Annotated in this window: 37 protein-coding genes; 36 read left to right on the plus strand and 1 reads right to left on the minus strand. The window is 65.0% G+C overall.

Annotated elements, in window-relative coordinates; translation table 11 throughout:
- From rpsG to QOU61_RS15670, 33 genes are all read left to right on the plus strand, one after another.
- Window positions 1–471, plus strand: coding sequence for a 30S ribosomal protein S7 (gene rpsG, locus QOU61_RS15510; RefSeq protein ID WP_289659811.1), 471 nt, complete (start codon window positions 1–3; stop codon window positions 469–471).
- A gap of 33 nt (window positions 472–504) precedes the next feature.
- Window positions 505–2,577 carry an elongation factor G gene (gene fusA, locus QOU61_RS15515; protein WP_289659813.1) on the plus strand — a complete coding sequence of 691 codons (2,073 nt, stop codon included), beginning with the start codon at window positions 505–507 and terminating at the stop codon, window positions 2,575–2,577.
- A gap of 39 nt (window positions 2,578–2,616) precedes the next feature.
- Entirely contained in the window at window positions 2,617–3,807 is a 1,191-nt protein-coding gene (gene tuf, locus QOU61_RS15520) for an elongation factor Tu (protein ID WP_289659815.1), read from the plus strand.
- 127 nt (window positions 3,808–3,934) lie between these two features.
- Window positions 3,935–4,243, plus strand: coding sequence for a 30S ribosomal protein S10 (rpsJ, locus tag QOU61_RS15525; protein WP_002712302.1), 309 nt, complete (start codon window positions 3,935–3,937; stop codon window positions 4,241–4,243).
- A 79-nt stretch (window positions 4,244–4,322) separates the two neighbouring features.
- On the plus strand, window positions 4,323–5,045 hold the full coding sequence (gene rplC / locus QOU61_RS15530; RefSeq protein WP_289659983.1) for a 50S ribosomal protein L3: 723 nt from the start codon (window positions 4,323–4,325) through the stop codon (window positions 5,043–5,045).
- A 1-nt stretch (window position 5,046) separates the two neighbouring features.
- Complete coding sequence (gene rplD / locus QOU61_RS15535) at window positions 5,047–5,667, plus strand: 50S ribosomal protein L4 (RefSeq protein ID WP_289659986.1); 621 nt, start codon at window positions 5,047–5,049, stop codon at window positions 5,665–5,667.
- Window positions 5,664–5,963: a 50S ribosomal protein L23 gene (locus tag QOU61_RS15540; RefSeq protein WP_289659988.1), complete on the plus strand. Its 300-nt coding sequence runs from the start codon at window positions 5,664–5,666 to the stop codon at window positions 5,961–5,963. Before rplD ends, QOU61_RS15540 begins: the two co-directional genes overlap by 4 nt.
- Before the next feature lie 12 nt (window positions 5,964–5,975).
- Window positions 5,976–6,809 carry a 50S ribosomal protein L2 gene (gene rplB, locus QOU61_RS15545; protein ID WP_289659990.1) on the plus strand — a complete coding sequence of 278 codons (834 nt, stop codon included), beginning with the start codon at window positions 5,976–5,978 and terminating at the stop codon, window positions 6,807–6,809.
- A gap of 12 nt (window positions 6,810–6,821) precedes the next feature.
- Complete coding sequence (gene rpsS, locus QOU61_RS15550) at window positions 6,822–7,100, plus strand: 30S ribosomal protein S19 (protein ID WP_025588653.1); 279 nt, start codon at window positions 6,822–6,824, stop codon at window positions 7,098–7,100.
- Between the two features lie 10 nt (window positions 7,101–7,110).
- Window positions 7,111–7,491 (plus strand): 50S ribosomal protein L22, encoded by a 381-nt coding sequence (gene rplV / locus QOU61_RS15555; protein ID WP_289659995.1) that lies wholly within the window; start codon window positions 7,111–7,113, stop codon window positions 7,489–7,491.
- A 20-nt stretch (window positions 7,492–7,511) separates the two neighbouring features.
- Window positions 7,512–8,222 carry a 30S ribosomal protein S3 gene (rpsC, locus tag QOU61_RS15560; RefSeq protein ID WP_289659997.1) on the plus strand — a complete coding sequence of 237 codons (711 nt, stop codon included), beginning with the start codon at window positions 7,512–7,514 and terminating at the stop codon, window positions 8,220–8,222.
- Between the two features lie 39 nt (window positions 8,223–8,261).
- The gene (rplP, locus tag QOU61_RS15565) at window positions 8,262–8,675 is read left to right on the plus strand and encodes a 50S ribosomal protein L16 (RefSeq protein WP_289659999.1); all 414 of its coding nucleotides are present in this window, start codon (window positions 8,262–8,264) and stop codon (window positions 8,673–8,675) included.
- A gap of 5 nt (window positions 8,676–8,680) precedes the next feature.
- Window positions 8,681–8,887, plus strand: a complete 207-nt coding sequence (rpmC, locus tag QOU61_RS15570) for a 50S ribosomal protein L29 (RefSeq protein WP_289660002.1) — start codon at window positions 8,681–8,683, stop codon at window positions 8,885–8,887.
- Window positions 8,888–8,898: 11 nt separating this feature from the next.
- Window positions 8,899–9,147 (plus strand): 30S ribosomal protein S17, encoded by a 249-nt coding sequence (gene rpsQ, locus QOU61_RS15575; RefSeq protein ID WP_289660005.1) that lies wholly within the window; start codon window positions 8,899–8,901, stop codon window positions 9,145–9,147.
- 86 nt (window positions 9,148–9,233) lie between these two features.
- Window positions 9,234–9,602 carry a 50S ribosomal protein L14 gene (gene rplN, locus QOU61_RS15580; RefSeq protein ID WP_011441195.1) on the plus strand — a complete coding sequence of 123 codons (369 nt, stop codon included), beginning with the start codon at window positions 9,234–9,236 and terminating at the stop codon, window positions 9,600–9,602.
- Window positions 9,602–9,916, plus strand: a complete 315-nt coding sequence (gene rplX / locus QOU61_RS15585) for a 50S ribosomal protein L24 (protein WP_289660012.1) — start codon at window positions 9,602–9,604, stop codon at window positions 9,914–9,916. The genes rplN and rplX overlap by 1 nt, the downstream gene beginning before the upstream one ends.
- A complete protein-coding gene (rplE, locus tag QOU61_RS15590) occupies window positions 9,909–10,466 on the plus strand; it encodes a 50S ribosomal protein L5 (RefSeq protein ID WP_289660014.1) in 558 nt (185 codons plus the stop codon). Before rplX ends, rplE begins: the two co-directional genes overlap by 8 nt.
- Before the next feature lie 46 nt (window positions 10,467–10,512).
- Window positions 10,513–10,818, plus strand: a complete 306-nt coding sequence (rpsN, locus tag QOU61_RS15595) for a 30S ribosomal protein S14 (protein ID WP_289660016.1) — start codon at window positions 10,513–10,515, stop codon at window positions 10,816–10,818.
- A gap of 14 nt (window positions 10,819–10,832) precedes the next feature.
- The gene (gene rpsH / locus QOU61_RS15600; RefSeq protein WP_289660018.1) at window positions 10,833–11,231 is read left to right on the plus strand and encodes a 30S ribosomal protein S8; all 399 of its coding nucleotides are present in this window, start codon (window positions 10,833–10,835) and stop codon (window positions 11,229–11,231) included.
- Between the two features lie 14 nt (window positions 11,232–11,245).
- Window positions 11,246–11,779 carry a 50S ribosomal protein L6 gene (gene rplF / locus QOU61_RS15605; RefSeq protein WP_289660020.1) on the plus strand — a complete coding sequence of 178 codons (534 nt, stop codon included), beginning with the start codon at window positions 11,246–11,248 and terminating at the stop codon, window positions 11,777–11,779.
- A gap of 11 nt (window positions 11,780–11,790) precedes the next feature.
- Window positions 11,791–12,153: a 50S ribosomal protein L18 gene (gene rplR / locus QOU61_RS15610; RefSeq protein WP_289660022.1), complete on the plus strand. Its 363-nt coding sequence runs from the start codon at window positions 11,791–11,793 to the stop codon at window positions 12,151–12,153.
- A gap of 54 nt (window positions 12,154–12,207) precedes the next feature.
- Window positions 12,208–12,783, plus strand: coding sequence for a 30S ribosomal protein S5 (gene rpsE, locus QOU61_RS15615; RefSeq protein WP_289660024.1), 576 nt, complete (start codon window positions 12,208–12,210; stop codon window positions 12,781–12,783).
- Between the two features lie 20 nt (window positions 12,784–12,803).
- Window positions 12,804–12,998, plus strand: coding sequence for a 50S ribosomal protein L30 (rpmD, locus tag QOU61_RS15620; RefSeq protein WP_289660027.1), 195 nt, complete (start codon window positions 12,804–12,806; stop codon window positions 12,996–12,998).
- A gap of 18 nt (window positions 12,999–13,016) precedes the next feature.
- On the plus strand, window positions 13,017–13,508 hold the full coding sequence (gene rplO, locus QOU61_RS15625; RefSeq protein ID WP_289660029.1) for a 50S ribosomal protein L15: 492 nt from the start codon (window positions 13,017–13,019) through the stop codon (window positions 13,506–13,508).
- 165 nt (window positions 13,509–13,673) lie between these two features.
- Complete coding sequence (gene secY, locus QOU61_RS15630; RefSeq protein WP_289660031.1) at window positions 13,674–15,005, plus strand: preprotein translocase subunit SecY; 1,332 nt, start codon at window positions 13,674–13,676, stop codon at window positions 15,003–15,005.
- 69 nt (window positions 15,006–15,074) lie between these two features.
- Window positions 15,075–15,890: an adenylate kinase gene (locus QOU61_RS15635; RefSeq protein WP_289660032.1), complete on the plus strand. Its 816-nt coding sequence runs from the start codon at window positions 15,075–15,077 to the stop codon at window positions 15,888–15,890.
- A gap of 180 nt (window positions 15,891–16,070) precedes the next feature.
- A complete protein-coding gene (gene rpsM, locus QOU61_RS15640; RefSeq protein WP_289660033.1) occupies window positions 16,071–16,439 on the plus strand; it encodes a 30S ribosomal protein S13 in 369 nt (122 codons plus the stop codon).
- A 124-nt stretch (window positions 16,440–16,563) separates the two neighbouring features.
- Window positions 16,564–16,953 (plus strand): 30S ribosomal protein S11, encoded by a 390-nt coding sequence (rpsK, locus tag QOU61_RS15645; RefSeq protein WP_007603045.1) that lies wholly within the window; start codon window positions 16,564–16,566, stop codon window positions 16,951–16,953.
- Window positions 16,954–17,064: 111 nt separating this feature from the next.
- Window positions 17,065–18,096 (plus strand): DNA-directed RNA polymerase subunit alpha, encoded by a 1,032-nt coding sequence (locus QOU61_RS15650; protein WP_289660054.1) that lies wholly within the window; start codon window positions 17,065–17,067, stop codon window positions 18,094–18,096.
- A 114-nt stretch (window positions 18,097–18,210) separates the two neighbouring features.
- On the plus strand, window positions 18,211–18,630 hold the full coding sequence (rplQ, locus tag QOU61_RS15655) for a 50S ribosomal protein L17 (protein ID WP_289660057.1): 420 nt from the start codon (window positions 18,211–18,213) through the stop codon (window positions 18,628–18,630).
- A 124-nt stretch (window positions 18,631–18,754) separates the two neighbouring features.
- Window positions 18,755–19,495 (plus strand): FkbM family methyltransferase, encoded by a 741-nt coding sequence (locus tag QOU61_RS15660; RefSeq protein ID WP_289660060.1) that lies wholly within the window; start codon window positions 18,755–18,757, stop codon window positions 19,493–19,495.
- A gap of 136 nt (window positions 19,496–19,631) precedes the next feature.
- A complete protein-coding gene (locus QOU61_RS15665; RefSeq protein ID WP_289660064.1) occupies window positions 19,632–20,426 on the plus strand; it encodes an SDR family NAD(P)-dependent oxidoreductase in 795 nt (264 codons plus the stop codon).
- A gap of 7 nt (window positions 20,427–20,433) precedes the next feature.
- On the plus strand, window positions 20,434–20,730 hold the full coding sequence (locus tag QOU61_RS15670) for a DUF1330 domain-containing protein (protein WP_289660066.1): 297 nt from the start codon (window positions 20,434–20,436) through the stop codon (window positions 20,728–20,730).
- A 21-nt stretch (window positions 20,731–20,751) separates the two neighbouring features.
- On the opposite strand, the gene QOU61_RS15675 is transcribed toward QOU61_RS15670, so the two are convergent.
- Window positions 20,752–21,765: a zinc-binding alcohol dehydrogenase family protein gene (locus tag QOU61_RS15675; RefSeq protein ID WP_289660068.1), complete on the minus strand. Its 1,014-nt coding sequence runs from the start codon at window positions 21,763–21,765 to the stop codon at window positions 20,752–20,754.
- A 126-nt stretch (window positions 21,766–21,891) separates the two neighbouring features.
- On the opposite strand from QOU61_RS15675, the gene QOU61_RS15680 reads away from it, so the two are divergent.
- The 3 genes from QOU61_RS15680 to QOU61_RS15690 are packed head-to-tail and all read left to right on the plus strand — an operon-like array spanning window position 21,892 to window position 25,044.
- A complete protein-coding gene (locus QOU61_RS15680; RefSeq protein WP_289660071.1) occupies window positions 21,892–22,269 on the plus strand; it encodes a winged helix-turn-helix transcriptional regulator in 378 nt (125 codons plus the stop codon).
- A 37-nt stretch (window positions 22,270–22,306) separates the two neighbouring features.
- Window positions 22,307–23,701, plus strand: coding sequence for a DegQ family serine endoprotease (locus tag QOU61_RS15685; protein ID WP_289660074.1), 1,395 nt, complete (start codon window positions 22,307–22,309; stop codon window positions 23,699–23,701).
- Window positions 23,698–25,044, plus strand: coding sequence for a replication-associated recombination protein A (locus QOU61_RS15690; RefSeq protein ID WP_289660076.1), 1,347 nt, complete (start codon window positions 23,698–23,700; stop codon window positions 25,042–25,044). The genes QOU61_RS15685 and QOU61_RS15690 overlap by 4 nt, the downstream gene beginning before the upstream one ends.
- Window positions 25,045–25,067 lie beyond the last annotated feature (23 nt).

Consider the following 25,067-nt stretch of genomic DNA (forward strand, 5'->3'; position numbering starts at 1 on the left):
ATGTCGCGTCGCCATTCTGCCGAAAAGCGTGAAGTGCTCCCGGATCCGAAGTTCGGGAACATCGTCATTACGAAGTTCATGAATTCGGTGATGTATGCCGGGAAGAAGTCGGTTGCCGAGAACATCGTCTACGGCGCGCTCGGCATGATCGAAGCCAAGACCAAGCAGAACCCGCTCGGCGTGTTCGAGCAGGCGCTGGAAAACGTGATGCCGACCATCGAGGTGCGCTCCCGCCGCGTCGGCGGCGCCACCTACCAGGTGCCGGTCGAGGTCCGCACGGTGCGGCGCCAGGCGCTCGGCATCCGCTGGCTCATCGCGGCCGCGCGCGAGCGCAACGAAAAGACCATGACGGAGCGGCTCTCGGCGGAGCTGCTCGACGCGTCGAACAACAGGGGGAACGCCGTCAAGAAGCGTGAAGACGTGCACCGGATGGCGGAAGCCAACCGCGCCTTCTCGCATTATCGCTGGTGACGGCGAAACGAACGGAAATCTAAGGAAAGCCCCATGCCCCGCCAACATGCCATCGAGGACTACCGCAACTTCGGTATCATGGCGCATATCGACGCCGGCAAGACCACGACCACCGAGCGCATCCTCTATTACACCGGCAAGAGCCACAAGATCGGCGAAGTGCACGAAGGTGCCGCGACGATGGACTGGATGGAGCAGGAGCAGGAGCGTGGCATCACGATCACCTCGGCTGCGACCACCGCCTTCTGGAACGGCAAGCGCCTGAACATCATCGACACCCCCGGCCACGTCGACTTCACCATCGAGGTCGAGCGTTCGCTGCGCGTGCTCGACGGCGCCGTGTGCGTGCTCGATTCCAACCAGGGCGTCGAGCCGCAGACCGAAACGGTGTGGCGCCAGGGCGACAAGTACAAGGTTCCGCGCATCGTCTTCGCCAACAAGATGGACAAGACCGGCGCCGACTTCTTCAAGTGCCTGTCCGACATCGTCGACCGCCTCGGCGCCAAGCCGATCGCGATCCAGCTGCCGATCGGCGCCGAGAACAACTTCAAGGGTCTCGTCGACCTCGTGAAGATGAAGGGCATCATCTGGAACGACGAATCGCTCGGCGCGAAGTTCGACTATGTCGACATTCCCGCTGATCTCGTCGACCAGGCCAAGGAATACCGCGAGAAGATGGTGGAAGCCGCCGTCGAGCTCGATGACGACGCCATGGCCGCCTATCTGGACGGCAACGAACCGGACGAGGCGACGCTGAAGCGGCTGATCCGCAAGGCGGTGCTGACGGGCGCCTTCTATCCGGTGCTGTGCGGCTCGGCGTTCAAGAACAAGGGCGTGCAGCCGCTGCTCGACGCCGTCGTCGACTATCTGCCGTCGCCGGTCGACGTGCCCGCGATCAAGGGCACCGACGAGGACGGCAACGAGGTCGTGCGTAGGGCCGACGACAAGGAGCCGCTCGCGCTGCTCGCGTTCAAGATCATGGACGACCCCTTTGTCGGCACCATCACCTTCTGCCGCATCTATTCCGGCATCCTGCAGAGCGGCACCGGCGTCATCAACTCGACGCGCGACCGCAAGGAGCGGATCGGGCGCATGCTGCTGATGCATGCCAACAACCGCGAGGACATCAAGGAAGCCTATGCCGGCGACATCGTCGCGCTGGCGGGCCTCAAGGAAGCGCGCACCGGCGACACGCTGTGCGATCCCAACCATCCGGTGATCCTGGAAAAGATGGAATTCCCGGAGCCGGTGATCGAGATCGCGATCGAGCCCAAGTCGAAGGCCGACCAGGAGAAGCTCGGTGTCGCGCTGGCGAAGCTTGCCGCGGAGGATCCGTCGTTCCGCGTGTCGACCGATCAGGAGTCCGGCCAGACCATCCTCAAGGGCATGGGCGAACTCCATCTCGACATCAAGGTCGACATCCTCAAGCGCACCTACAAGGTCGACGCCAACATCGGCGCGCCGCAGGTGGCGTTCCGCGAGCGCGTGACCAGGCGGGTGGAGCACAGCTACACCCACAAGAAGCAGACCGGCGGTACCGGTCAGTTCGCTGCGGTCACGATCATCGTCGAGCCGAATGAGCCCGGCAAGGGCTACGAGTTCGAATCGAAGATCGTCGGCGGCGCGGTGCCGAAGGAGTACATCCCTGGCGTCGAGAAGGGCGTGGAGAGCGTGTTGAGCTCGGGCGTGGTCGCCGGCTTCCCGGTGGTGGACGTCAAGGTGCAGCTCATCGACGGCAAGTACCACGACGTCGACTCCTCGGCGCTCGCCTTCGAAATCGCCACGCGGGCCTGCTTCCGCGAGGCGCTGCAGATGGGCAAGTCGGTGCTGCTCGAGCCGATCATGAAGGTCGAGGTGGTGACGCCGGAAGACTACACCGGCTCGGTCATCGGCGACCTCAACTCGCGGCGCGGTCAGATCCAGGGTCAGGACATGCGCGGCAACGCCAACGTGATCAACGCGATGGTGCCGCTCATGAACATGTTCGGTTACGTGAACAACCTGCGCTCGATGAGCCAGGGTCGCGCGACCTTCACCATGCAGTTCGATCACTACGCAGAAGCGCCGGCCAACGTGTCGGCAGAAGTCCAAAAGAAGTTTGCCTGATTGTCGTTGACGGCAGTCAACGATTGAACGGAGAGTCAAATGGCCAAAGCAAAGTTTGAACGTACCAAACCGCACTGCAACATCGGAACGATCGGTCACGTCGACCATGGCAAGACGTCGCTGACGGCGGCGATCACCAAGGTGCTGGCGGAAACCGGCGGTGCAACGTTCACGGCATACGACCAGATCGACAAGGCGCCGGAAGAGAAGGCGCGCGGCATCACGATCTCGACCGCGCACGTCGAGTACGAGACGTCGAAGCGCCACTACGCGCACGTCGACTGCCCCGGCCACGCCGACTATGTGAAGAACATGATCACCGGCGCCGCCCAGATGGACGGCGCGATCCTGGTCGTGTCGGCCGCCGACGGCCCGATGCCGCAGACCCGCGAGCACATCCTGCTCGCCAAGCAGGTCGGCGTGCCGGCGATGGTGGTGTTCCTCAACAAGTGCGACATGGTCGACGATCCGGAGCTGCTCGAACTCGTCGAGCTCGAGGTGCGCGAGCTGCTCTCGAAGTACGACTTCCCGGGCGACAAGATCCCGATCATCAAGGGTTCGGCGCTCGCCGCCCTCGAAGACAAGGACAAGAAGCTCGGCCACGACGCCATCCTCGAGCTGATGCGCAATGTCGACGAGTACATCCCGCAGCCGGAGCGTCCGATCGACCAGCCGTTCCTGATGCCGGTGGAAGACGTGTTCTCGATCTCGGGCCGCGGCACCGTGGTGACCGGCCGTGTCGAGCGCGGCATCATCAAGGTCGGCGATGAAATCGAGATCGTCGGTCTGCGTCCGACCCAGAAGACCACCGTCACCGGCGTCGAGATGTTCCGCAAGCTGCTCGACCAGGGCCAGGCGGGCGACAACATCGGAGCGCTGCTCCGCGGCACCAAGCGCGAGGAAGTCGAGCGCGGCCAGGTGCTGTGCAAGCCGGGTTCGGTGAAGCCGCACACCAAGTTCAAGGCCGAGGCTTACATCCTCACCAAGGAGGAGGGCGGTCGTCACACCCCGTTCTTCACCAACTATCGTCCGCAGTTCTACTTCCGCACCACCGACGTGACCGGTGTCGTGCATCTGCCTGAAGGCACCGAGATGGTGATGCCGGGCGACAACATCGCGATGGAAGTGCACCTGATCGTGCCGATCGCGATGGAAGAGAAGCTGCGGTTCGCGATCCGCGAAGGCGGCCGCACCGTCGGTGCCGGCGTCGTCGCCGCGATCATCGAGTAAGCAGCGAATAGCAAGTGGCGAATGGCGAATAGAGCAATCTGTTCGCTGCTCGCCGCTCACTACTCGCCGGACAATCACTGTGTCGTCCGCATGCCGCGGACGATGACCGGGAAAAGAGACAACGGCAATGAACGGCCAGAATATTCGCATCCGTCTCAAGGCGTTCGACCATCGAATCCTCGATACGTCGACCCGCGAGATCGTGAATACGGCGAAACGGACCGGTGCGCAGGTGCGCGGACCCATTCCGCTGCCGACCCGCATCGAGAAGTTCACCGTCAACCGTTCGCCGCACGTCGACAAGAAGAGCCGCGAGCAGTTCGAGATGCGCACCCACAAGCGCCTTCTCGACATCGTCGATCCGACGCCGCAGACGGTCGACGCCCTCATGAAGCTCGATCTGGCCGCCGGCGTCGACGTCGAGATCAAGCTCTGAGCATCGCCGCTTTGGGAGCGGCACGCTCGCAAGGAAGATTAGCTAGTCCCTCGGGACAGAAGGAACAGGAAGCACCAAGATGCGCTCCGGAGTGATCGCACAAAAGGTCGGGATGACGCGGGTCTTTACGGAGGCCGGCGAGCATATCCCCGTGACCGTGCTGAAGCTGGGCAACTGCCAGGTGCTGGGCCACCGCACCAAGGACAAGAACGGCTACGTCGCGCTGCAGCTCGGCGCCGGCGCCCGCAAGACCGTCTACATGCCGAAGGCCGAGCGCGGCCAGTTCGCCGTCGCCAAGGCCGAACCCAAGCGCAAGGTCGCGGAATTCCGCGTTTCCGAGGATGCGCTGATCCCGATCGGCGCCGAGATCCAGGCCGACCATTTCGTCGTCGGCCAGTTCGTCGACGTCACCGGCACCTCGATCGGCAAGGGCTTTGCCGGCGGCATGAAGCGCTGGAATTTCGGCGGCCTGCGCGCCACCCACGGCGTGTCGATCTCGCACCGCTCGATCGGTTCGACCGGTGGCCGCCAGGACCCCGGCAAGACCTGGAAGAACAAGAAGATGCCCGGTCACATGGGTGTCGACCGCATCACCACGCTCAATCTGCGCGTGGTCCAGACCGACGTCGAGCGCGGCCTGATCCTGGTCGAGGGCGCGGTCCCCGGCTCGAAGGGCGGCTGGATTTCGGTGCGCGATGCGGTGAAGAAGCCGCTGCCGAAGGACGCGCCGAAGCCCGGCAAGTTCAAGGTTGCGGGCGGCGAGCAGGCTGCCGAGGCGCCGGCCGAGCAGGAGGGCGCGTGAGATGGAACTGAAAGTCACCACCCTCGACGGCAAGGCCGCCGGCTCCGTGCAGCTCTCGGACGAGATCTTCGGCCTTGAGCCGCGCGCCGACATCATCGCGCGCTGCGTGCAGTGGCAGCTCAACAAGCGCCAGGCCGGCACCCACAAGGCCAAGGGCCGCGCCGAGATCTGGCGCACCGGCAAGAAGATGTACAAGCAGAAGGGCACCGGCGGCGCCCGTCACGGCTCGGCTCGCGTGCCGCAGTTCCGCGGCGGCGGTCGTGCCTTCGGGCCCGTGGTGCGTTCGCATGCTACCGGCCTGCCGAAGAAGGTGCGCGCGCTTGCGCTGAGGCATGCGCTGTCGGCCAAGGCCAAGGATGGCGGCCTGCTCGTGATCGACAACGCGGAAATCAAGGAAGCCAAGACCAAGGCGCTGGCCGGCCACTTCTCGGGGCTCGGCCTGACCAACGCCCTGATCATCGACGGCGCCGAGCTCAACAACGGTTTTGCGGCCGCGGCCCGCAACATCCCCAACATCGACGTGCTGCCGATCCAGGGCATCAACGTCTACGACATCCTGCGTCGCCAGAAGTTGGTGCTGACCAAGGCGGCGATCGATGCGCTGGAGGCGCGCTTCAAATGAAGAACATCGAGCCGCGCCATTACGACATCATCGTCGCGCCGGTCGTGACTGAAAAGGCCACGCTCGCCTCCGAGCACAACAAGGTGCTGTTCAAGGTGGCGGCGAAGGCGACCAAGCCGCAGATCAAGGAAGCGATCGAAAAGCTGTTCGACGTCAAGGTGAAGAGCGTCAACACCCTCGTGCGCAAGGGCAAGAGCAAGGTGTTCCGCGGCAATTTCGGTTCGCAGTCTGACACCAAGCGCGCGATCGTGACCCTGGAAGAGGGCCACCGCATCGACGTGACCACCGGTCTATAAGGCGACACGACGATGGCACTGAAGACATTCAATCCGACGACGCCTGGCCAGCGCCAGCTCGTCATGGTCGACCGCTCGGCCCTCTACAAGGGCAAGCCGGTCAAGGCTCTGACCGAGGGCAAGCAGTCGAACGGCGGCCGCAACAACACCGGCCGCATCACCGTGCGCTTCCGCGGTGGCGGCCACAAGAAGGCCTACCGCGTGGTGGACTTCAAGCGGCTGAAGCTCGACGTGCCGGCGACCGTGGAGCGGCTGGAATACGATCCGAACCGCACCGGCTTCATCGCGCTGATCAAGTATCAGGACGGTGAGCAGGCCTATATCCTGGCGCCGCAGCGGCTCGCCGTCGGCGACACCGTGATCGCCGGCAACCACGTCGACGTGAAGCCCGGCAACGTGATGCCGCTCGGCAACATGCCGGTCGGCACCATCGTGCACAACATCGAGACCAAGATCGGCAAGGGCGGGCAGCTCGCGCGTTCCGCCGGCACCTACGCCCAGCTCGTCGGCCGCGACCAGGACTACGTCATCCTGCGTCTGAACTCCGGCGAGCAGCGCCTCGTGCACGGCCGCTGCCGCGGCACCATCGGCGCGGTGTCGAACCCCGATCACATGAACATCTCGATTGGCAAGGCCGGCCGCAAGCGCTGGCTCGGCCGCCGCCCGCATAACCGCGGCGTCGCCATGAACCCGATCGACCACCCGCACGGCGGCGGCGAAGGCCGCACCTCGGGCGGCCGCCACCCGGTCACCCCGTGGGGCAAGCCGACCAAGGGCAAGAAGACCCGCACTAACAAGTCGACCGACAAATTCATTCTCCTAAGCCGCCACAAGCGGAAGAAGTAAGGAACGCCGGACATGGTTCGTTCAGTCTGGAAAGGCCCGTTCGTCGAGGCGTCGCTGCTCAAGAAGGCAGACGCGGCGCGTGCGTCCGGCCGTCACGACGTCATCAAGATCTGGAGCCGCCGCTCGACCATCCTGCCGCAGTTCGTCGGCCTGGTGTTCGGCGTCTACAACGGCCAGAAGCACGTGCCGGTTTCGGTGAACGAGGAAATGGTGGGTCACAAGTTCGGCGAGTTCTCGCCGACCCGCACCTTCCACGGTCATTCGGGCGACAAGAAAGCCAAGAAGGCTTGAGGATTAAGCGATGAGCAAACCTAAGCGCGCACGGCGCCTCGCCGACAATGAGGCCAAGGCGGTCGCCCGGATGCTGCGGGTGAGCCCGCAGAAGCTCAATCTGGTTGCCCAGATGATCCGCGGCCGCAAGGCGTCCGCGGCGCTGGCCGACCTGCAGTTCTCGCGCAAGCGGATCGCGGTCGACGTCAAGAAGTGCCTGGAATCGGCGATCGCCAATGCCGAGAACAACCATGACCTCGACGTCGACGATCTCGTGGTGTCGGAGGCTCATGTCGGCAACGGCATCGTGATGAAGCGTTTCGCGCCCCGCGGCCGTGGCCGCTCGGGTCGCGTGTTCAAACCATTTTCGCAGCTGACGATCGTGGTTCGTCAGGTCGAGGCGGCCGCCTAAAGAGGCGCCAGGAGAAAACGATGGGTCAAAAGATCAATCCGATCGGTCTGCGTCTCGGCATCAACCGGACCTGGGATTCCCGCTGGTTCGCCGGCAAGGCCGAATACGGCAAGCTGCTGCACGAGGATGTCAAGATCCGCGAGATCCTGCACAAGGAACTGAAGCAGGCGGCGGTCGCGCGCATCGTGATCGAGCGCCCGCACAAGAAGTGCCGGGTGACGATCCACTCGGCGCGTCCCGGCGTCGTGATCGGCAAGAAGGGCGCCGACATCGACAAGCTGCGCAAGAAGGTCGCCGACATCACCTCGTCCGACGTCGTCATCAACATCGTCGAGATCAGGAAGCCGGAGCTCGATGCGACGCTGGTCGCCGAATCGATCGCCCAGCAGCTCGAGCGGCGCGTCGCGTTCCGCCGCGCCATGAAGCGCGCGGTGCAGTCGGCGATGCGGCTCGGGGCGGAAGGCATCCGCATCAACTGCTCGGGCCGCCTGGGCGGCGCGGAAATCGCCCGCATGGAGTGGTATCGCGAGGGCCGGGTGCCGCTGCACACGCTGCGCGCCGACATCGACTACGGCGTCGCCACCGCCTTCACCACCTTCGGCACCTGCGGCGTCAAGGTGTGGATCTTCAAGGGCGAAATCCTCGAGCACGATCCGATGGCCCAGGACAAGAAGATGGCCGAGGGCGAGGGCAGCTCGCGGCCGCGCCGCGACGCGCCGGCCGCCGCCTGATGCGAGCGGCCACGAACAGAGGTTTGAGGGCTTGAAGCCATGATGCAACCAAAGAAAACGAAGTTCCGGAAGGCGCACAAGGGGCGCATTCACGGCACCGCGACGTCGGGCACGACGCTGTCGTTCGGCCAGTACGGGCTGAAGGCGCTGGAGCCCGAGCGCGTCACCGCGCGTCAGATCGAGGCCGCCCGCCGCGCGCTGACCCGCCACATGAAGCGCGCAGGCCGCGTCTGGATCCGGATCTTCCCCGACCTTCCGGTGTCGAAGAAGCCGGCCGAAGTCCGCATGGGCTCCGGCAAGGGGGCGCCCGAGCTGTGGGTGGCGCGGGTCAAGCCCGGCCGCGTGATCTTCGAGATCGACGGCGTGACGGTGCAGACCGCGCGCGAGGCGCTCGACCTTGCCGCCGCCAAGCTGCCGATCAAGACGCGCTTCGTCGAGCGCATTGCGGAGTAGTTGACATGGCCGAGATGAAGATTGCCGACATCCGCGCGATGAGCCCCGACCAGAGGGAGGACGCCATCCTCGATCTGAAGAAGGAGCGCTTCAACCTGCGCTTCCAGCGCGCCACCGGGCAGCTGGAGAACACCTCGCGCCTGCGCGAGGCCCGCCGCGACATCGCCCGCATCAAGACGATCGCCGCGCAAGCGCGCGCGAAGAAGAAGTAAGAGGTTCGAAGATGCCGAAACGTACGCTTCAGGGCGTGGTCGTCAGCGACAAGCAGACCAAGACGGTGGTGGTGCGCGTCGATCGCCGCTTCACCCATCCGATCTACAAGAAGACGATCCGCCGCTCGAAGAACTATCACGCCCACGACGAGCAGAGCGAGTTCAAGCCCGGTGACATGGTCTGGATCGAGGAAAGCAAGCCGATCTCCAAGTTGAAGCGCTGGATCGTGATCCGGGGCGAGCACAAGAAGACGGCCTGAAGACCTGCTCCGGCGCGGCCGGAAGCGGTTTTGGGCAGAAATTTTAGAGCGCAGATCTGCGCGAGAAGAGAGGACGAGGTGCATCAATGATTCAGATGCAGACCAACCTCGACGTGGCCGACAATTCAGGCGCACGCCGTGTCATGTGTATCAAGGTGCTTGGCGGCTCCAAGCGCCGCTACGCCACCGTGGGCGACGTCATCGTGGTGTCGATCAAGGAAGCGATTCCGCGCGGCAAGGTGAAGAAGGGCGACGTCATGAAGGCGGTCGTGGTGCGGGTCCGCAAGGACATCCGCCGTCCCGACGGCTCGGTGATCCGCTTCGACCGCAACGCCGCGGTGCTGATCAACAACCAGTCGGAGCCGGTCGGCACCCGTATCTTCGGGCCGGTTCCGCGCGAGCTGCGCGCCAAGAACCACATGAAGATCATTTCGCTCGCGCCGGAGGTGCTGTGATGGCTGCCAAGATCCGCAAGGGCGACAAGGTCGTGGTGCTGTCCGGCCGCGACAAGGGCCGCACCGGCGAGGTGTTCGAGGTGCGCCCGGCCGCCAACCTGGCGCTGGTGCGCGGCGTCAACATGGTGAAGCGCCACCAGAAGCAGACCCAGGCGCAAGAGGGCGGCATCATCTCCAAGGAGGCGCCGATCCACCTCTCCAACGTCGCCTATGTCGACAAGGACGGCAAGCCGACCCGCATCGGCTTCAAGGTCCATGCCGACGGCAAGAAAGTGCGCATCGCCAAGCGCTCGGGAGCAGAGATCGATGGCTGAGACCGCCTATGTGCCGCGCCTGCGCGCGGAATATGACAAGAAGATTCGCGGTCAGCTGACCGAGAAGTTCGGCTATGCCAACGTCATGCAGGTGCCGCGGCTCGAGAAGGTCGTGCTCAACATGGGCATCGGCGAGGCCGTCAACGACCGCAAGAAGGCCGAGACCGCAGCCGCCGACCTGACGCTGATCGCGGGCCAGAAGGCGATCGTCACCTATTCGCGGATCGCGATCGCGACCTTCAAGCTGCGCGAGAACCAGCCGATCGGCTGCAAGGTCACGCTGCGCAAGGCGCGCATGTACGAGTTCATCGACCGGCTCGTGAACGTGGCGCTGCCGCGGGTGCGCGACTTCCGCGGCCTCAATCCGAAGAGCTTCGACGGCCGCGGCAACTACTCGCTCGGCATCAAGGAGCACATTATTTTCCCCGAGATCGACTTCGACAAGGCGGGGGAGAGCTGGGGCATGGACATCACGGTGTGCACCACTGCGCGCACCGACGAGGAGGCTCGTGCCCTTTTGACCGCATTCAATTTCCCGTTCCGGCAGTGAGACGCTGAACAGCAGCCTCTCAAACGCGGAAACCCAGGAGCCACGCATGGCAAAGAAGAGTTCAGTCGAGAAGAACAACCGGCGCAAGCGCATGGCGAAGAACGCCGCGCCTGCTCGCGCCCGGCTGAAGGCGATCATCGCCGACAAGACCAAGCCGATGGAGGAGCGCTTCGCGGCGACGCTGAAGCTCGCCAAGCTGCCGCGCAACTCCTCGACGACGCGCATCCGCAACCGCTGCGAGCTCACCGGCCGGCCGCGCGCGAACTATCGCAAGAACAAGCTGTCGCGCATCGCGCTGCGCGAGCTCGGCTCGAAGGGCCTGGTCCCCGGGCTCGTGAAGTCGAGCTGGTAAGGAGGGTCGTTTAAATGTCTACGCACGATCCGATCAGCGACCTGATCACCCGCATCCGCAACGCGCAGATGCGTTCCAAGTCCAAGGTCTCGACCCCTGGCTCGAAGATGCGCGAGAGCGTGCTCGAGGTGCTGAAGTCGGAAGGCTATATCCGCGGCTACACCGCCGTGGAGCACGCCTCCGGCCGCAGCGAGCTCGAGATCGAACTGAAGTATTTCGACGGCGAGCCGGTTATCCGCGAGATCGAGCGGGTCTCCAAGCCGGGACGGCGCGTCTACACGTCGGTGAAGAACCTGCCGCGCGTGAACAACGGCCTCGGCATCTTGGTGCTGTCGACGCCGAAGGGAATCATGGCCGACCACCAGGCGCGCGACGCCAATGTGGGCGGCGAAGTTCTCTTCACGGTGTTCTGAGAAGGAATTTGGCGATGTCTCGTATCGGCAAGAAGCCCGTCGCGATCCCGTCCGGTGTGACGGCGAGCGTGGAAGGGCAGACCGTGAAAATGAAGGGCCCGAAGGGCCAGCTTCAGTTCGTCGCCCATGGCGACGTCGAGGTGAAGTTCGAGAACGGCGTCATCACGGTAGCGCCGCGCGTCAAGACCAACCGCGCCCAGGCGATGTACGGCACCGCGCGCGCCCAGGTCGCCAACCTCGTCGTCGGCGTGACCAAGGGTTTCGAGAAGAAGCTCGAGATCACCGGCGTCGGCTATCGCGCCGCGATGCAGGGCAAGAACCTGCAGCTCTCGCTCGGCTACAGCCATGACGTGGTCTATTCGATCCCGGAGGGCATCACGGTCACCGTGCCGAAGCCGACCGAGATCACGGTCACCGGCAGTGATTCGCAGCGCGTCGGCCAGGTCGCGGCCGAGATCCGCAGCTATCGCCCGCCGGAGCCCTACAAGGGCAAGGGCGTGAAGTACGTCGACGAATTCATCTTCCGCAAGGAAGGCAAGAAGAAGTAACGGAGCCGGCAATGTCGAGAAACAAGGTCACGAATGCCCGGCGCAAGCAGCGCGTGAGGCTGGCGTTGCGCCGCTCCGGCGGCGGCCGTCCGCGCCTGTCGGTGTTCCGTTCGTCCAAGCACATCTATGCCCAGGTCATCGACGACCAGAAGGGTGAGACGCTCGCGTCCGCCTCGTCGCTGGAGAAGACGATGCGCGAGGCCGGCAAGACCGGCGCCGACATCGACGCGGCGAAGGCGGTCGGCAAGCTTCTGGCCGAGCGCGCGGCGCAGAAGGGTGTCAAGGAAGTGGTGTTCGACCGCGGCGCCTATCTCTTCCACGGTCGCGTCAAGGCGTTGGCCGACGCGGCGCGCGAGGGCGGGCTGAGCTTCTAGTCAACGGGATATGAACAGAGGCCTGTGCCTCGGCTTTAAGGATTGGATTGCACCATGGCAGGTGAACGCGAACGCGGCGGCCGCGAACGGAGCAGGGAGCGCGAGGAGCGCGAGAGCGAGTTCGTCGACAAGCTCGTCCACATCAATCGTGTCGCGAAGGTGGTCAAGGGCGGCAAGCGCTTCGGCTTCGCGGCGCTGGTCGTGATCGGCGACCAGAAGGGCCGGGTCGGGTTCGGCCACGGCAAGGCGCGCGAGGTGCCGGAAGCGATCCGGAAAGCCACCGAGGCGGCCAAGCGCAATCTCACGCGCGTGGCGCTGCGCGAGGGCCGCACGCTGCATCACGACATCGCCGGCCGCCACGGCGCGGGCCGCGTCTACCTGCGCGCCGCTCCGGCCGGCACCGGCATTATCGCCGGCGGCCCGATGCGCGCCGTGTTCGAGACGCTCGGCATCCAGGACGTGGTGGCGAAGTCGATCGGCTCGTCCAACCCCTACAACATGGTGCGCGCGACCTTCAACGCGCTGAAGAACCAGGATTCGCCGCGTTCGGTCGCGGCGCGCCGTAACATCAAGGTGTCCGCGCTGCAGGCGCGCCGCGTCGGCGGCGATGCCGAGGCCGCGGCCGACTGACAACAGGCGGAGTTTTGACGATGGCCAAGGCCGCAAAGACGATCAAGCTCGAGCAGACCGGCAGCCCGATTCGCCGCCATCACTCGCAGCGGTCGACGCTGATCGGGCTCAAGCTCAACAAGATCGGCCGCGTCGCCGAGCTGCCGGACACGCCGGCGGTTCGCGGCATGATCGAGAAAGTTCACCATCTCGTCCGCATCGTCGGCGAGAAGTAAGATTTAAGGAGAAGGGCGATGAAGCTCAGCGATATCGCCGACAACGCCGGCGCCCGCAAGAAGCGCATGCGGGTCGGCCGGGGCATCGGCTCCGGCAAGGGCAAGACCTCGGGCCGCGGCGGCAAGGGCCAGACCGCGCGTTCAGGCGTGCGCATCAAGGGCTTTGAAGGCGGCCAGATGCCGCTGCACCGCCGCCTGCCCAAGCGCGGCTTCACCAACGTGTTCCGCCTGGAGTTCGCCGAGATCAATCTCGACCGGCTGCAGCAGGCGGTCGACGCCAAGCAGCTCGACACGGGCGCGACCGTGAACGCGGAATCGCTGGTCAAGGCCGGCGTGCTGCGGCGCGCCAAGGACGGGGTGCGGCTGCTCGGCCGCGGCGAGCTCAAGGCCAAGCTCACCATCGAGGTGCATGGCGCCTCGAAGTCGGCGATCGCGGCGGTGGAGAAGGCCGGCGGCTCCGTGAAGATCCTCGCGCCCGCCAAGACGGACGACGGCGAGGCCGCGGCGTAACGGCCCGCGTAACATCTACGTCATCGCCCGCACACTTGCGGGCGATCCGCCCGACCCGAAGATGGACTTCATCGAGCCGAGCACCAGATAATATCCGACGCCTGCTGGTGGTCCCGCAATCGCTCGCGGGAGGGCAGTGCAAGGGGTGGCGGGAGAAAGCCGAACATGGTCTCAGCAGCGGAACAACTGGCGGCAAACCTCAATTTCGGGGCGCTCGCCAAGGCCGACGAACTGAAGAAGCGCATCTGGTTCACGCTCGGTGCGCTGCTCGTCTACCGGCTCGGCACCTACATCCCGCTGCCCGGCATCGACCCCAACATCTGGGAGCAGGTGTTCCGGACCCAGGCCGGCGGCATCCTCGGCATGTTCAACATGTTCGCCGGCGGCGGCATCCACCGCATGGCGATCTTTGCGCTGAACATCATGCCGTACATCTCGGCATCGATCATCATTCAGCTCCTCACCACGGTCTCGCCGCAGCTCGAGGCGCTGAAGAAGGAAGGCGAGGCGGGGCGCAAGACGCTCAACCAGTACACCCGCTACCTCACCGTGATCCTCGCCGCGTTCCAGTCCTATGGCATCGCGATCGGCCTCGAAGGCGCCGGCAATGTCGTCAGTGATCCTGGCCTGTTCTTCCTGCTGTCCACCACGATCACGCTGACCGGCGGCACCATGTTCCTGATGTGGCTCGGCGAGCAGATCACCTCGCGCGGCATCGGCAACGGTATTTCGCTGATCATCCTGTCCGGCATCGTCGCGGAACTGCCCTCGGCGCTTGCCAACATGCTGGAGCTGGGCCGCCAGGGCGCGATGTCCACCGGGTTGATCCTGATCGTCATCGTGATGGTGGTCGCGGTGATCGCCTTCATCGTGTTCATGGAGCGCGCGCAGCGCAGGCTCCTGATCCAGTATCCGAAGCGCCAGGTCGGCAACAAGATGTTCGAGGGCCAGTCCTCGCATTTGCCGCTCAAGCTCAACACCTCGGGCGTGATCCCGCCGATCTTCGCGTCCTCGCTCTTGCTCCTGCCGACCACGGTCGCGAACTTCAACGCCGGCCGCGGGCCGGAATGGTTCCAGTGGATCACGACCCAGCTCAGCCATGGCCGGCCGCTGTTCCTCGCGCTTTACCTGGCGCTGATCGTGTTCTTCGCCTTCTTCTACACCGCGATCGTGTTCAACCCGACCGAGACCGCGGACAATCTGAAGAAGCATGGCGGCTTCATCCCGGGCATCCGGCCGGGCGAGCGCACCGCGGAATATATCGACTACGTGCTGTCGCGGATCACGGTGGTCGGCGCGATCTATCTCGCCATCGTCTGCCTGATCCCCGAAATTCTGATTTCCTACGCTTCCGTGCCGTTCTACTTTGGCGGCACCTCGCTGTTGATCGTGGTCAGTGTGACCATGGATACGGTGGCGCAGGTTCAGGGCTACCTGCTTGCCCATCAGTACGAGGGGCTGATCCGGAAGTCCAAACTGAGGGGCCGCCGCCGCTAGAAGCGGCCGATGCGGTGAACCGCAACTAACGGGTGAGTTTCGCTCACCGTCCGCCGGGGGGCGAAACTGATGAGACTGATACTTTTGGGACCGCCCGGCTCGGGCAAGGGAACCCAAGCGCAGCGGCTGGTGCACAAGCACAACATCGTTCAGCTCTCGACCGGGGAGATGCTGCGCGCAGCGGTCGCGGCCGGCACGCCCGTCGGGCTGCAGGCCAAGGACATCATGGCGGCCGGCGGCCTGGTGCCGGACGAGATCGTGATCAGCATCATTTCGGACCGCATCGACCAGCCCGACGCCAGGAACGGCTTCATCCTCGACGGCTTCCCCCGCACCGTGCCGCAGGCCGAGGCGCTCGATGAGCTGCTGAAGAGGAAGCACATGAAGCTCGACGCCGTGGTCGAGCTGCGCGTCAACGAAAGCGCGCTGCTTGATCGTGTCGAAAAGCGCGCCGCCGAAACGCGGGCACGCGGCGAGGAGGTACGGGTCGACGACACGCCGGAAGTGCTGGTCAAGCGGCTCGCCAGCTACCGCCAGCTCACCGAACCCTTGATTCATTACTACTCCGAGCGGCGCAAGCTCCTGACCGTCGACGGCATGATGACCATCGAGGCCGTCACCCGCGAGATCACGCGGATCCTGACCGCGCTGGGCGCCGTGGAGGGAAAAGCCGCCCCAACGGCCCAGAAGGGCCTACGCAAGGCCGCCAGACCGGCCGCCCGGAAGGCCGGCAAGGTGGCCCGAGCTGCCAAAAAGACGTCCAAAACTGCCCGGAAGGCGGCTAAAAGCACCTCCAAATCGAAGAAAAAGGCGGTCAAGAGGCCGACCAGGAAGGCCGCTCCGAAACGGGCCAAAAAACTCACGAAAAAGCGAGCTAAACGCTAGAGAGAGTTGACGAAACGCCCTTGAATCCCTTAATAAGCCTCGCATCCAGATCGGATAGTTTTCAGACGATGCCGGGCCCCGGGAGATCCAGGGGGAGGGCGTCGTGTTCGCGTTTGCGGACACCTGCCCGAGAAAGCAGATAACGGCCTGCCCGAGAGGGAGGCGACAGGAGAGAAATCCGTGGCTCGTATTGCCGGCGTGAACATCCCGACCAACAAGCGCGTCATCATCGCGCTCCAGTACATCCATGGCATCGGCCAGAAGAACGCCGCCGACATCATGGAGAAGGTCAAGATTCCGCTCGACCGCCGTGTCAGCCAGTTGACCGACCAGGAAGTTTTGCAGATCCGCGAAGTGATCGACCGCGACTATGTCGTCGAGGGCGACCTTCGCCGCGAGACCGGCATTAACATCAAGCGTCTGATGGACCTCGGCTGCTATCGCGGCCTGCGCCATCGTCGCGGCCTGCCGGTGCGCGGCCAGCGCACGCATACCAACGCGCGCACCCGCAAGGGTCCGGCGAAGGCGATCGCCGGCAAGAAGAAGTAAGCGAGCGAAATAGCGAACAGGGAGTAGCGAATAGTTTTCTATTCGCCATTCGCTACCCACTATTCGCGATCAGGTGTAGCCGCTGGCATTACGGCGGCGTTGAGATCTTCAGGAAAGGTTGAGAATGGGCAAGGAAGCCACCCGCGTTCGCCGTCGTGAGCGCAAGAACATCGCCTCCGGCGTCGCGCATGTGAACTCGTCGTTCAACAACACGACCATCACCATCACCGACGCGCAGGGCAACACTATTGCCTGGTCGTCGGCCGGCACCATGGGTTTCAAGGGTTCGCGCAAGTCGACCCCCTATGCCGCGCAGGTCGCGGCGGAAGACGTCTCCAAGAAGGCGCAGGAACACGGCATGCGCACGCTGGAAGTCGAAGTGGCCGGCCCCGGTTCGGGCCGCGAGTCGGCGCTGCGCGCGCTGCAGGCTGCGGGCTTCACCGTCACCTCGATCCGCGACGTGACGACGATCCCGCACAATGGTTGTCGCCCGCGCAAGCGGCGGCGCGTTTGATGCCGATCACGGCGGGCATTTCGTCCGCCGCATCGGTTCTCGAGATTATTTGCGACGCTGCGGTCGATTGCGCAGCACTCCAACGCCAGTCATTTGCTATCAGCTGGCCTTATGGGTGAAACAGTGACGATCCAAAAGAATTGGCAAGAACTCATCCGTCCCAACAAGCTCCAGGTCACGGCCGGCTCCGACTCGAACCGCTTCGCGACCCTGGTTGCTGAACCGCTCGAGCGCGGCTTCGGCCAGACGCTCGGCAATGCGCTGCGCCGCATTCTGCTCTCCTCGCTGCAGGGCGCCGCCGTGCAGTCGGTGCATATCGACGGCGTGCTGCACGAATTCTCCTCGATCGCGGGCGTGCGCGAGGACGTCACCGACATCGTGCTCAACATCAAGGACATCTCGATCAAGATGCAGGGCGAAGGCCCCAAGCGCATGGTCGTGAAGAAGCAGGGTCCTGGTGTCGTCACTGCCGGCGACATCCAGACCGTCGGCGACATCACGGTGCTCAATCCCGACCTGCAGCTCTGCACGCTGGACGATGGCGCCGAGATCCGCATGGAGTTCACGGTCACGACCGGCAAGGGCTACGTCGCCGCCGAGCGTAACCGCCCCGAGGACGCGCCGATCGGCCTGATCCCGGTCGACAGCCTGTTCTCGCCGGTGCGCAAGGTCTCCTACAAGGTCGAGAACACCCGCGAGGGCCAGATCCTCGACTACGACAAGCTGACCATGACGATCGAGACCAACGGCGCGATCACGCCGGAGGATTCGGTGGCCTATGCCGCGCGCATCCTGCAGGACCAGCTCAACGTGTTCGTCAACTTCGAGGAGCCGCGCAAGGAAGTCGCGCAGGAGATCATCCCCGATCTCGCCTTCAACCCTGCCTTCCTCAAGAAGGTCGACGAGCTCGAGCTGTCGGTGCGTTCGGCCAACTGCCTGAAGAACGACAACATCGTCTACATCGGCGACCTCGTGCAGAAGTCGGAAGCGGAGATGCTGCGCACCCCGAACTTCGGCCGCAAGTCGCTGAACGAGATCAAGGAAGTGCTGGCCCAGATGGGCCTGCATCTCGGCATGGAAGTGCCGGGCTGGCCGCCGGAGAACATCGACGAGCTCGCCAAGCGCTTCGAGGATCACTACTGATCCGAAATGAAGGCGCGGTGACGTGTCACCGCGCCTTCACGGGCGAACGCAGGCAGCCCACCTGAGCAACATGTCCGACGAACCGTCGCGGCAGGCACAAGCAAGGAACAGACTATGCGTCACGGAAGGGTTCATCGGAAACTCAATCGCACCGCCGAGCATCGGCGCGCGATGTTTGCCAACATGGCGGCCGCGCTGATCAAGCACGAGCAGATCGTCACCACGCTGCCCAAGGCAAAGGAGCTGCGCCCGATCGTGGAGAAGCTCGTGACGCTGGGCAAGAAGGGCGGCCTTGCCAGGCGCCGCCAGGCGATCTCGGAGATGCGCGACGTCGACATGGTGAAGAAGCTGTTCGACACGCTGGCGCCCCGCTACAAGGATCGCCAGGGCGGCTACACCCGCATCATCAAGGCCGGCTTCCGCTACGGCGACAACGCCGCGATGGCGGTGATCGAGTTCGTCGACCGCGACGTCGACGCCAAGGGCCAGGATTCCGGCCCCGTGCCGGAGCGGGAAGCCGCGGAAGCGGCCTGATTCCGCCTTCATTTCGAATCGAAAAAAGCGGCGCTTCGCGCCGCTTTTTTGTTGCTTGCCGGGTGTATAGCGGCAGGATGGCCGCGGCGTTGCGCGCCCCCTCAACGATCGGAGCGAGACGATTGTGGCAGGCCTGACAGACGGTGCGCAGGCGACCCGGTTTTTGATCAGGGCCCTGAAGGCGCGGTTCCGCGACGAGCGGGCCGAGCTTGCGGCGATTTCGCGCCTGCTCGCGCCGACCGATACGGTGTGCGACATCGGCGCCAACAAGGGCAGCTTCACCTTCTGGCTGGCGCGCTGGTGCTACAAGGGCCACGTATTCGCCTTCGAGCCGCAGATCGACATCGCCGAGCGCCTGGCGCGCGACTGCCGCTTGTTCGGCTTTTCCAATGTCCGGGTCGAGCCCGCCGGCGTCCATTCGAGCTCCGGCACGCTGGAGCTCTCGGTGCCGCGCGGCCACGGCCCCGGCGCGTCCTTCAATGCACCCGCGGCGGCCGCCGACACGGTCGCGGTGCCGGTGCGCGTCGTCGCGCTCGATGACTATTTCGCAGGCACCGAGCGCATTGCGCTTTTGAAGATCGACGTCGAAGGCGCCGAGCTCGATGTGTTCCGCGGCGCCGAGCGGATTCTGAAAACCTCTCATCCGTTGCTGGTGTTCGAATGCGAGAACCGGCATTTGCGCGGGCATTGCGTCGAGGACGTGTTCCGCTATCTCGGCTCGCTCGGCTATTCCGGCTGCTTCGTCTGCCACGGCCAGGTGCGTCCGCTCTCCGAGTTCGACCCGGCGGTGCACCAGCGCGCCGACGGCGACTGGTTCTGGAAGTCGAAGGACTATTGCAACAACTTCATCTTCGCGAAAGCGTGAGCCGGAGCGCCGAAGGTGCCCGCTTGCTTGCGCGCGGGCGGGCGCGTCACGATATGGCGCCTGACGGGCCTGACGGGCCTGACGCGCTTCGGGCGAAGCCGAGGCGCGGCCCGAAACGCCAGCGTGGAGATCGCTCATGATTATCGACCTTTCCGGAAAGACCGCCGTGGTGACCGGCTCGACGGCCGGTATCGGCTACGCCATCGCCAGGGGACTTGCGGCCTCGGGCGCCAGCGTCGTGATCAACGGCCGTGGCCGGGAGAAGGTCGATGCGGCGGTCAAGCGGCTTGCCCAGGAGGTTGAGAAGGCCAAGGTCACAGGCGTCGCCGCCGACGTCTCGACGGCATCCGGCTGCGACGCGCTCATCGCCGCGCAGCGTGAGGCCGACATCCTCATCAACAATGCCGGCATCTTCGAGCCGAAAGGCTTTTTCGAGATTCCCGATGCGGACTGGAGCCGCTTCTTCGAGGTCAACGTGATGTCGGGCGTGCGGCTGTCGCGCGCCTATATGCCCGGCATGCTCAAGCGCAACTGGGGGCGCATCGTCTTCATCTCCTCCGAATCCGCGCTCAACATACCCCGGGAGATGATCCACTACGGCATGACCAAGACCGCGCAGCTCGCGGTCGCCCGGGGACTGGCCGAGATGACCCGCGGCACCGCGGTCACCGTCAACTCGGTGCTGCCGGGCCCGACCTTGTCGGAGGGCGTCGAGACCTTCGTGAAGAGCCTGGCGAGGCAGAACAACCAGTCGGAGGAGGAAGCGGCGAAGAGCTTCGTCAAGCAGCATCGCCCGACCTCGATCCTGCAGCGCTTTGCCAGCCCCGACGAGATCGCCAACATGGTGGTGTTCGTGGCCTCGAAGGAGGCTTCCGCCACCAATGGCGCGGCGATCCGCGCCGAGGGCGGCATCGTCAACTCGATCGCGTGAGCCGGTCATGCCGGCCTATGTGATTGCCGAGACCGAGGCGCGCGACCGCGCTGCGCTGGATGCCTATCGCGCGCTCGCGGCCGATTCGATCGCGCGCCATGGCGGACGTTACCTCGTGCGCGGCGGCGGCACTGAACTGGTGGAGGGCGGTCCGCCGCCGAAGATGATCATCATCGTCGAGTTCGCCTCGATGGCCCGCGCCCGCGAATGGTACGCCTCGGCCGAATATGCCGAGGCGCTGAAGCTGCGCGCCACCGCGCTCGATCGCCGCCTGATCTTCGTCGAAGGCGAGGCGCCGGCCTGATCCCCGATCGGCCGCGCGGGCCTACCACCCCTCCAGCACGATCTTGCCGCGCGACTGCCCGCTCTCGAGCAGCGCATGGGCGCGCTTGAGGTTCGCCGCGTTGATGGCGCCAAAGCTCTGGTTCAGCGTGGTGCGCAGCACGCCCTTGTCGAGGAGGTCGGCAACATCGTTGAGCAGATGATGCTGCGCGATCATGTCCGGCGTCTGGAACGAGGAGCGCGTGAACATCGATTCCCAGTGCACCGAGATCGCCTTGCCCTTGAAGACGGCGACGTTGAACTCCGCGGGATCGTCGATCAGGCCGAATTTGCCCTGCGGCGCCATGAAATCCGCGATCGCCTTGTAGTGCTGGTCGGTGAAGGTGAGGCTCGCGACGAGGGCGACCGGCGGCAGTTTGAGCTTCTCGATCTGCTCCTTCATCGATTTTCCGTGATCGACCACCGCATGGGCGCCGAGATCGAGGCACCATTTTTGCGATTCCGGCCGCGTCGCAGTGGCGACCACCGTCAGGCCCGTGAGCCGGCGGGCGAGCTGGATCAGGATCGAGCCGACGCCGCCGGCGCCGCCGACGATCAGCAGCGTGCGGGGATCGAGGCTCTTGCCGGGCACAGCGCCGAGCCGGTCGAACAGGAGTTCCCACGCAGTGATCGAGGTCAGCGGCAGCGCAGCGGCCTGCGTGAAGGACAGCGTCTTCGGCTTGTTGCCGACGATCCGCTCGTCGACCAGGTGGAATTCCGAATTGGTGCCCTGGCGCTGGATCGAGCCGGCGTAGAACACCTCGTCGCCCGGCTTGAACAGCGAAGCGTCGGGGCCGACCGCTTCGACCACGGCCGCCGCGTCAAAGCCCAGGATCTTGGTCTCGCCCGCGGGCGGGGCGGCGCGCTTGCGGACCTTGTAGTCGACCGGGTTGACCGAGATCGCCTTGACCGCGACGCGGAGGTCGCGCCCGCGCGGTTCCGGCTTGGCCGCCTCGAAATCGACCAGCGAATCCTTGTCCTCGATCGGCAGCGACTTCCGATAGCCCACGGCTTTCATGGCTTCTCTCCTGTGTTCGGCACGGTCGCGGGTAAATGTCGCGCTGGCACCTGCTTGGCAAGTACTGTAAATTCAGGGATATAGTCCCTTTTTGGATACTATTGGGAAAATCGTGGGAAAGAGCACGTGAAACGGCGGAATTTCGCCCATCGTCCGGGCTGTGCGGTGGAAGCAACCCTCGATCTGATCGACGGCAAGTGGAAGGGCGTGATCCTGTTTCACCTGCAGAACGGCACACAACGCTTTGGTGAGTTGCGGCGGCTGATGCCAGGCATTACCCAGCGCATGCTGACCAAGCAGCTCCGCGCGCTGGAGGCGGACCGGCTGATCGTCCGCACTGTCTATGCCGAGGTGCCGCCGCGCGTCGAATATTGTCTGTCCGAGATCGGCGAGAGCCTGCGCCCGGTGATCGATACACTCAAGGCGTGGGGCGAGAGCCACCGGGAAAGGCTATCCTGTGCGCCGCCTTCTCCATCGATTCAGGTGCCGGAACGGGTCGCCTGATTTCGCCATCCTTCTTCGTGACTTTCAGGATTGTTGCATGACCCTTGTTCGCCTTTTCGCCGCGCTCTTCGTTTCCGCAATCCTCGCGCAGCCTGCCGCCGCGCAGGACCGCCGCGTGCCGTCGTCGGCCGCGGAGCTGAAGCTCTCCTACGCGCCGATCGTGCAGCGGGTGCAGCCGGCGGTGGTGAACGTCTATGCCGCCAAGGTGGTGCAGAACCGCAACCCGCTGCTCGATGATCCGATCTTCCGCCGCTTCTTCGGCGTGCCTGGCCAGCAGCCCGAGCAGATGCAGCGCTCGCTCGGATCGGGCGTCATGGTCGACCCCGCAGGCCTCGTTGTCACCAACGTCCACGTCATCGAGGGCGCCGACCAGGTCAAGGTGTCCTTGTCCGACAAGCGCGAGTTCGAGGCCGAGATCATGCTGAAGGACCCGCGCTCCGACCTCGCGGTGCTCCGCCTGAAGGACGTGCACGAGAAGTTCACGACGCTCGACCTCGCCAATTCCGACGAGCTGATGGTCGGCGACGTCGTGCTCGCGATCGGCAATCCCTTCGGCGTCGGCCAGACCGTCACGCACGGCATCATCTCGGCACTGGCGCGCACCCAGGTCGGCATCACCGACTACCAGTTCTTCATCCAGACCGACGCCGCGATCAATCCCGGCAATTCCGGCGGCGCCCTGGTCGACATGAACGGCAGGCTCGCCGGCATCAACACCGCGATCTATTCGCGCTCCGGCGGATCGCAGGGCATCGGCTTCGCCATCCCCGCCAACATGGTGCGGGTCGTGCTGGCCTCCGCCAAGAGCGGCGGCAAGGCGGTGAAGCGGCCCTGGCTCGGGGCCCGCCTGCAGGCGGTGACGCCCGAAATCGCCGAGAGCCTCGGCTTGCGCTCGCCCTCCGGCGCGCTGGTCGCAAGCGTGGTGCCGAATAGCCCCGCGGCGCGGGCCGGGCTGAAATCGTCCGATCTCGTCGTGGCCGTCGATGGCCAGACCATCGAGGATCCCAACGCCTTCGACTACCGCTTCGCCACGCGTCCGCTCGGTGGCACGGCGCAGATCGACGTGCAGCGCAACGGCAAGCCGGCGAAACTCACCGTGCCGCTGGAGACCGCGCCCGACACCGGCCGCAATGAAATTGTCCTGACCTCGCGCTCGCCGTTCCAGGGCGCCAAGATCGCCAACATCTCGCCCGCGGTCGCCGACGAGCTGCATCTGGACGCCGACACCGAGGGCGTCGTGGTGACCGAGCTCGCCGATGATTCAACCGCCGCCAATGTCGGCTTCCAGAAGGGCGACATCATCCTCGCCGTCAACAACCAGAAGATCGGCAAGACCACCGACCTCGAGAAGGCGACCCGCGAGAGCGCGCGGCTCTGGCGCATCGTGCTGGTGCGTGGCGGCCAGCAGATCAACGTCACGCTCGGCGGATGAGCGCGAAGCGACCATCATCGCAAACGACGAACCTGTTCACCGCCGCAGGGATGGAGCAGGACGCGCCGCGTCCGCTGGCCGACCGGCTGCGCCCGCGCAAGCTCGGCGAGGTCGTCGGCCAGGACCATATCCTCGGGCCCGACGGCGCGCTGACGCGGATGCTGGAGACGCGCACGCTCGGCTCGCTGGTGTTCTGGGGACCGCCGGGCACCGGCAAGACCACGGTGGCGCGGTTGCTTGCTGATGCCACCGACCTGCATTTCGAGCAGTTGTCTGCGATCTTCTCCGGCGTCGCCGACCTGAAGAAGGCGTTCGATGCCGCGCGCGCCCGTCGCGAAACCGGCAAGGGCACGCTGCTGTTCGTCGACGAGGTGCATCGCTTCAATCGCGCCCAGCAGGATTCCTTCCTGCCCGTGATGGAAGACGGCACCATCGTGCTGGTCGGCGCCACCACCGAAAATCCGTCGTTCGAGCTCAACGCGGCGCTGCTGTCGCGCGCCCGCGTGCTGGTGTTCCATTCGCTTGACGCAGCGGCGCTGGAAAAGCTGCTCGCCCATGCCGAGGAGATCGAGGGCAGGAAGCTGCCGCTCGATGCGGAGGCGCGCGCAGCCCTGGTGCGGATGGCCGATGGCGACGGCCGCGCCGCGCTGACGCTCGCCGAAGAGGTCTGGCGCGCCGCGCGCACGGAGGAGATTTTCGACGCCGCCGGCTTGCAGGAGATCCTGCAGCGTCGCGCGCCGATCTATGACAAGTCCGCCGAGGGCCACTACAACCTGATCTCGGCGCTGCACAAGTCGGTGCGCGGCTCGGACCCGGATGCGGCGCTCTATTATCTCGCGCGCATGCTCGATGCCGGGGAAGACCCGCTGTTCCTGGCGCGCCGCGTGGTGCGGATGGCGGTCGAGGACATCGGCCTTGCCGATCCTCAGGCGCTCGTCGTCGCCAATGCGGCGAAGGAGGCCTACGACTTCCTCGGCTCGCCCGAAGGCGAGCTCGCGATCGCTCAGGCCGTGATCTATGTCGCGACCGCACCGAAGTCCAACGCCGCTTACGCTGCCTATGGCGCGGCAATGCGCGCGGCAAAGGAGGGAGGATCGCTGCTGCCGCCCAAGCACATCCTGAACGCGCCGACCAAGCTGATGAAGCAGGAAGGCTATGGTTCCGGCTACGAATATGACCACGACGCGCCGGATGCGTTCTCCGGCCAGGACTATTTTCCGGAAGCCCTGGGCCGCCAGGCCTTCTACGATCCGCCGGACCGCGGCTTTGAGCGCGAGATCAGGAAGCGGCTCGACTATTGGGCGAAGCTGCGCAGAGAGCGAGGCAGGGGCAGGGACGAATGACGGGGTGGTTACGCGGCAAGCGC

This window comes from Bradyrhizobium sp. NP1 (genome assembly GCF_030378205.1).
Lineage (GTDB): Bacteria > Pseudomonadota > Alphaproteobacteria > Rhizobiales > Xanthobacteraceae > Bradyrhizobium.

Excerpts from the sequence above, each read along its gene's own strand:
- rpsG (WP_289659811.1), top strand. The coding sequence starts at position 1 with ATGTCGCGTCGCCATTCTGCCGAAAAGCGTGAAGTGCTCCCGGATCCG.
- fusA (WP_289659813.1), top strand. The coding sequence starts at position 505 with ATGCCCCGCCAACATGCCATCGAGGACTACCGCAACTTCGGTATCATG.
- tuf (WP_289659815.1), top strand. The coding sequence starts at position 2,617 with ATGGCCAAAGCAAAGTTTGAACGTACCAAACCGCACTGCAACATCGGA.
- rpsJ (WP_002712302.1), top strand. The coding sequence starts at position 3,935 with ATGAACGGCCAGAATATTCGCATCCGTCTCAAGGCGTTCGACCATCGA.
- rplC (WP_289659983.1), top strand. The coding sequence starts at position 4,323 with ATGCGCTCCGGAGTGATCGCACAAAAGGTCGGGATGACGCGGGTCTTT.
- rplD (WP_289659986.1), top strand. The coding sequence starts at position 5,047 with ATGGAACTGAAAGTCACCACCCTCGACGGCAAGGCCGCCGGCTCCGTG.
- QOU61_RS15540 (WP_289659988.1), top strand. The coding sequence starts at position 5,664 with ATGAAGAACATCGAGCCGCGCCATTACGACATCATCGTCGCGCCGGTC.
- rplB (WP_289659990.1), top strand. The coding sequence starts at position 5,976 with ATGGCACTGAAGACATTCAATCCGACGACGCCTGGCCAGCGCCAGCTC.
- rpsS (WP_025588653.1), top strand. The coding sequence starts at position 6,822 with ATGGTTCGTTCAGTCTGGAAAGGCCCGTTCGTCGAGGCGTCGCTGCTC.
- rplV (WP_289659995.1), top strand. The coding sequence starts at position 7,111 with ATGAGCAAACCTAAGCGCGCACGGCGCCTCGCCGACAATGAGGCCAAG.
- rpsC (WP_289659997.1), top strand. The coding sequence starts at position 7,512 with ATGGGTCAAAAGATCAATCCGATCGGTCTGCGTCTCGGCATCAACCGG.
- rplP (WP_289659999.1), top strand. The coding sequence starts at position 8,262 with ATGATGCAACCAAAGAAAACGAAGTTCCGGAAGGCGCACAAGGGGCGC.
- rpmC (WP_289660002.1), top strand. The coding sequence starts at position 8,681 with ATGGCCGAGATGAAGATTGCCGACATCCGCGCGATGAGCCCCGACCAG.
- rpsQ (WP_289660005.1), top strand. The coding sequence starts at position 8,899 with ATGCCGAAACGTACGCTTCAGGGCGTGGTCGTCAGCGACAAGCAGACC.
- rplN (WP_011441195.1), top strand. The coding sequence starts at position 9,234 with ATGATTCAGATGCAGACCAACCTCGACGTGGCCGACAATTCAGGCGCA.
- rplX (WP_289660012.1), top strand. The coding sequence starts at position 9,602 with ATGGCTGCCAAGATCCGCAAGGGCGACAAGGTCGTGGTGCTGTCCGGC.
- rplE (WP_289660014.1), top strand. The coding sequence starts at position 9,909 with ATGGCTGAGACCGCCTATGTGCCGCGCCTGCGCGCGGAATATGACAAG.
- rpsN (WP_289660016.1), top strand. The coding sequence starts at position 10,513 with ATGGCAAAGAAGAGTTCAGTCGAGAAGAACAACCGGCGCAAGCGCATG.
- rpsH (WP_289660018.1), top strand. The coding sequence starts at position 10,833 with ATGTCTACGCACGATCCGATCAGCGACCTGATCACCCGCATCCGCAAC.
- rplF (WP_289660020.1), top strand. The coding sequence starts at position 11,246 with ATGTCTCGTATCGGCAAGAAGCCCGTCGCGATCCCGTCCGGTGTGACG.
- rplR (WP_289660022.1), top strand. The coding sequence starts at position 11,791 with ATGTCGAGAAACAAGGTCACGAATGCCCGGCGCAAGCAGCGCGTGAGG.
- rpsE (WP_289660024.1), top strand. The coding sequence starts at position 12,208 with ATGGCAGGTGAACGCGAACGCGGCGGCCGCGAACGGAGCAGGGAGCGC.
- rpmD (WP_289660027.1), top strand. The coding sequence starts at position 12,804 with ATGGCCAAGGCCGCAAAGACGATCAAGCTCGAGCAGACCGGCAGCCCG.
- rplO (WP_289660029.1), top strand. The coding sequence starts at position 13,017 with ATGAAGCTCAGCGATATCGCCGACAACGCCGGCGCCCGCAAGAAGCGC.
- secY (WP_289660031.1), top strand. The coding sequence starts at position 13,674 with ATGGTCTCAGCAGCGGAACAACTGGCGGCAAACCTCAATTTCGGGGCG.
- QOU61_RS15635 (WP_289660032.1), top strand. The coding sequence starts at position 15,075 with ATGAGACTGATACTTTTGGGACCGCCCGGCTCGGGCAAGGGAACCCAA.
- rpsK (WP_007603045.1), top strand. The coding sequence starts at position 16,564 with ATGGGCAAGGAAGCCACCCGCGTTCGCCGTCGTGAGCGCAAGAACATC.
- QOU61_RS15650 (WP_289660054.1), top strand. The coding sequence starts at position 17,065 with ATGGGTGAAACAGTGACGATCCAAAAGAATTGGCAAGAACTCATCCGT.
- rplQ (WP_289660057.1), top strand. The coding sequence starts at position 18,211 with ATGCGTCACGGAAGGGTTCATCGGAAACTCAATCGCACCGCCGAGCAT.
- QOU61_RS15665 (WP_289660064.1), top strand. The coding sequence starts at position 19,632 with ATGATTATCGACCTTTCCGGAAAGACCGCCGTGGTGACCGGCTCGACG.
- QOU61_RS15670 (WP_289660066.1), top strand. The coding sequence starts at position 20,434 with ATGCCGGCCTATGTGATTGCCGAGACCGAGGCGCGCGACCGCGCTGCG.
- QOU61_RS15675 (WP_289660068.1), bottom strand. The coding sequence starts at position 21,765 with ATGAAAGCCGTGGGCTATCGGAAGTCGCTGCCGATCGAGGACAAGGAT.
- QOU61_RS15685 (WP_289660074.1), top strand. The coding sequence starts at position 22,307 with ATGACCCTTGTTCGCCTTTTCGCCGCGCTCTTCGTTTCCGCAATCCTC.
- QOU61_RS15690 (WP_289660076.1), top strand. The coding sequence starts at position 23,698 with ATGAGCGCGAAGCGACCATCATCGCAAACGACGAACCTGTTCACCGCC.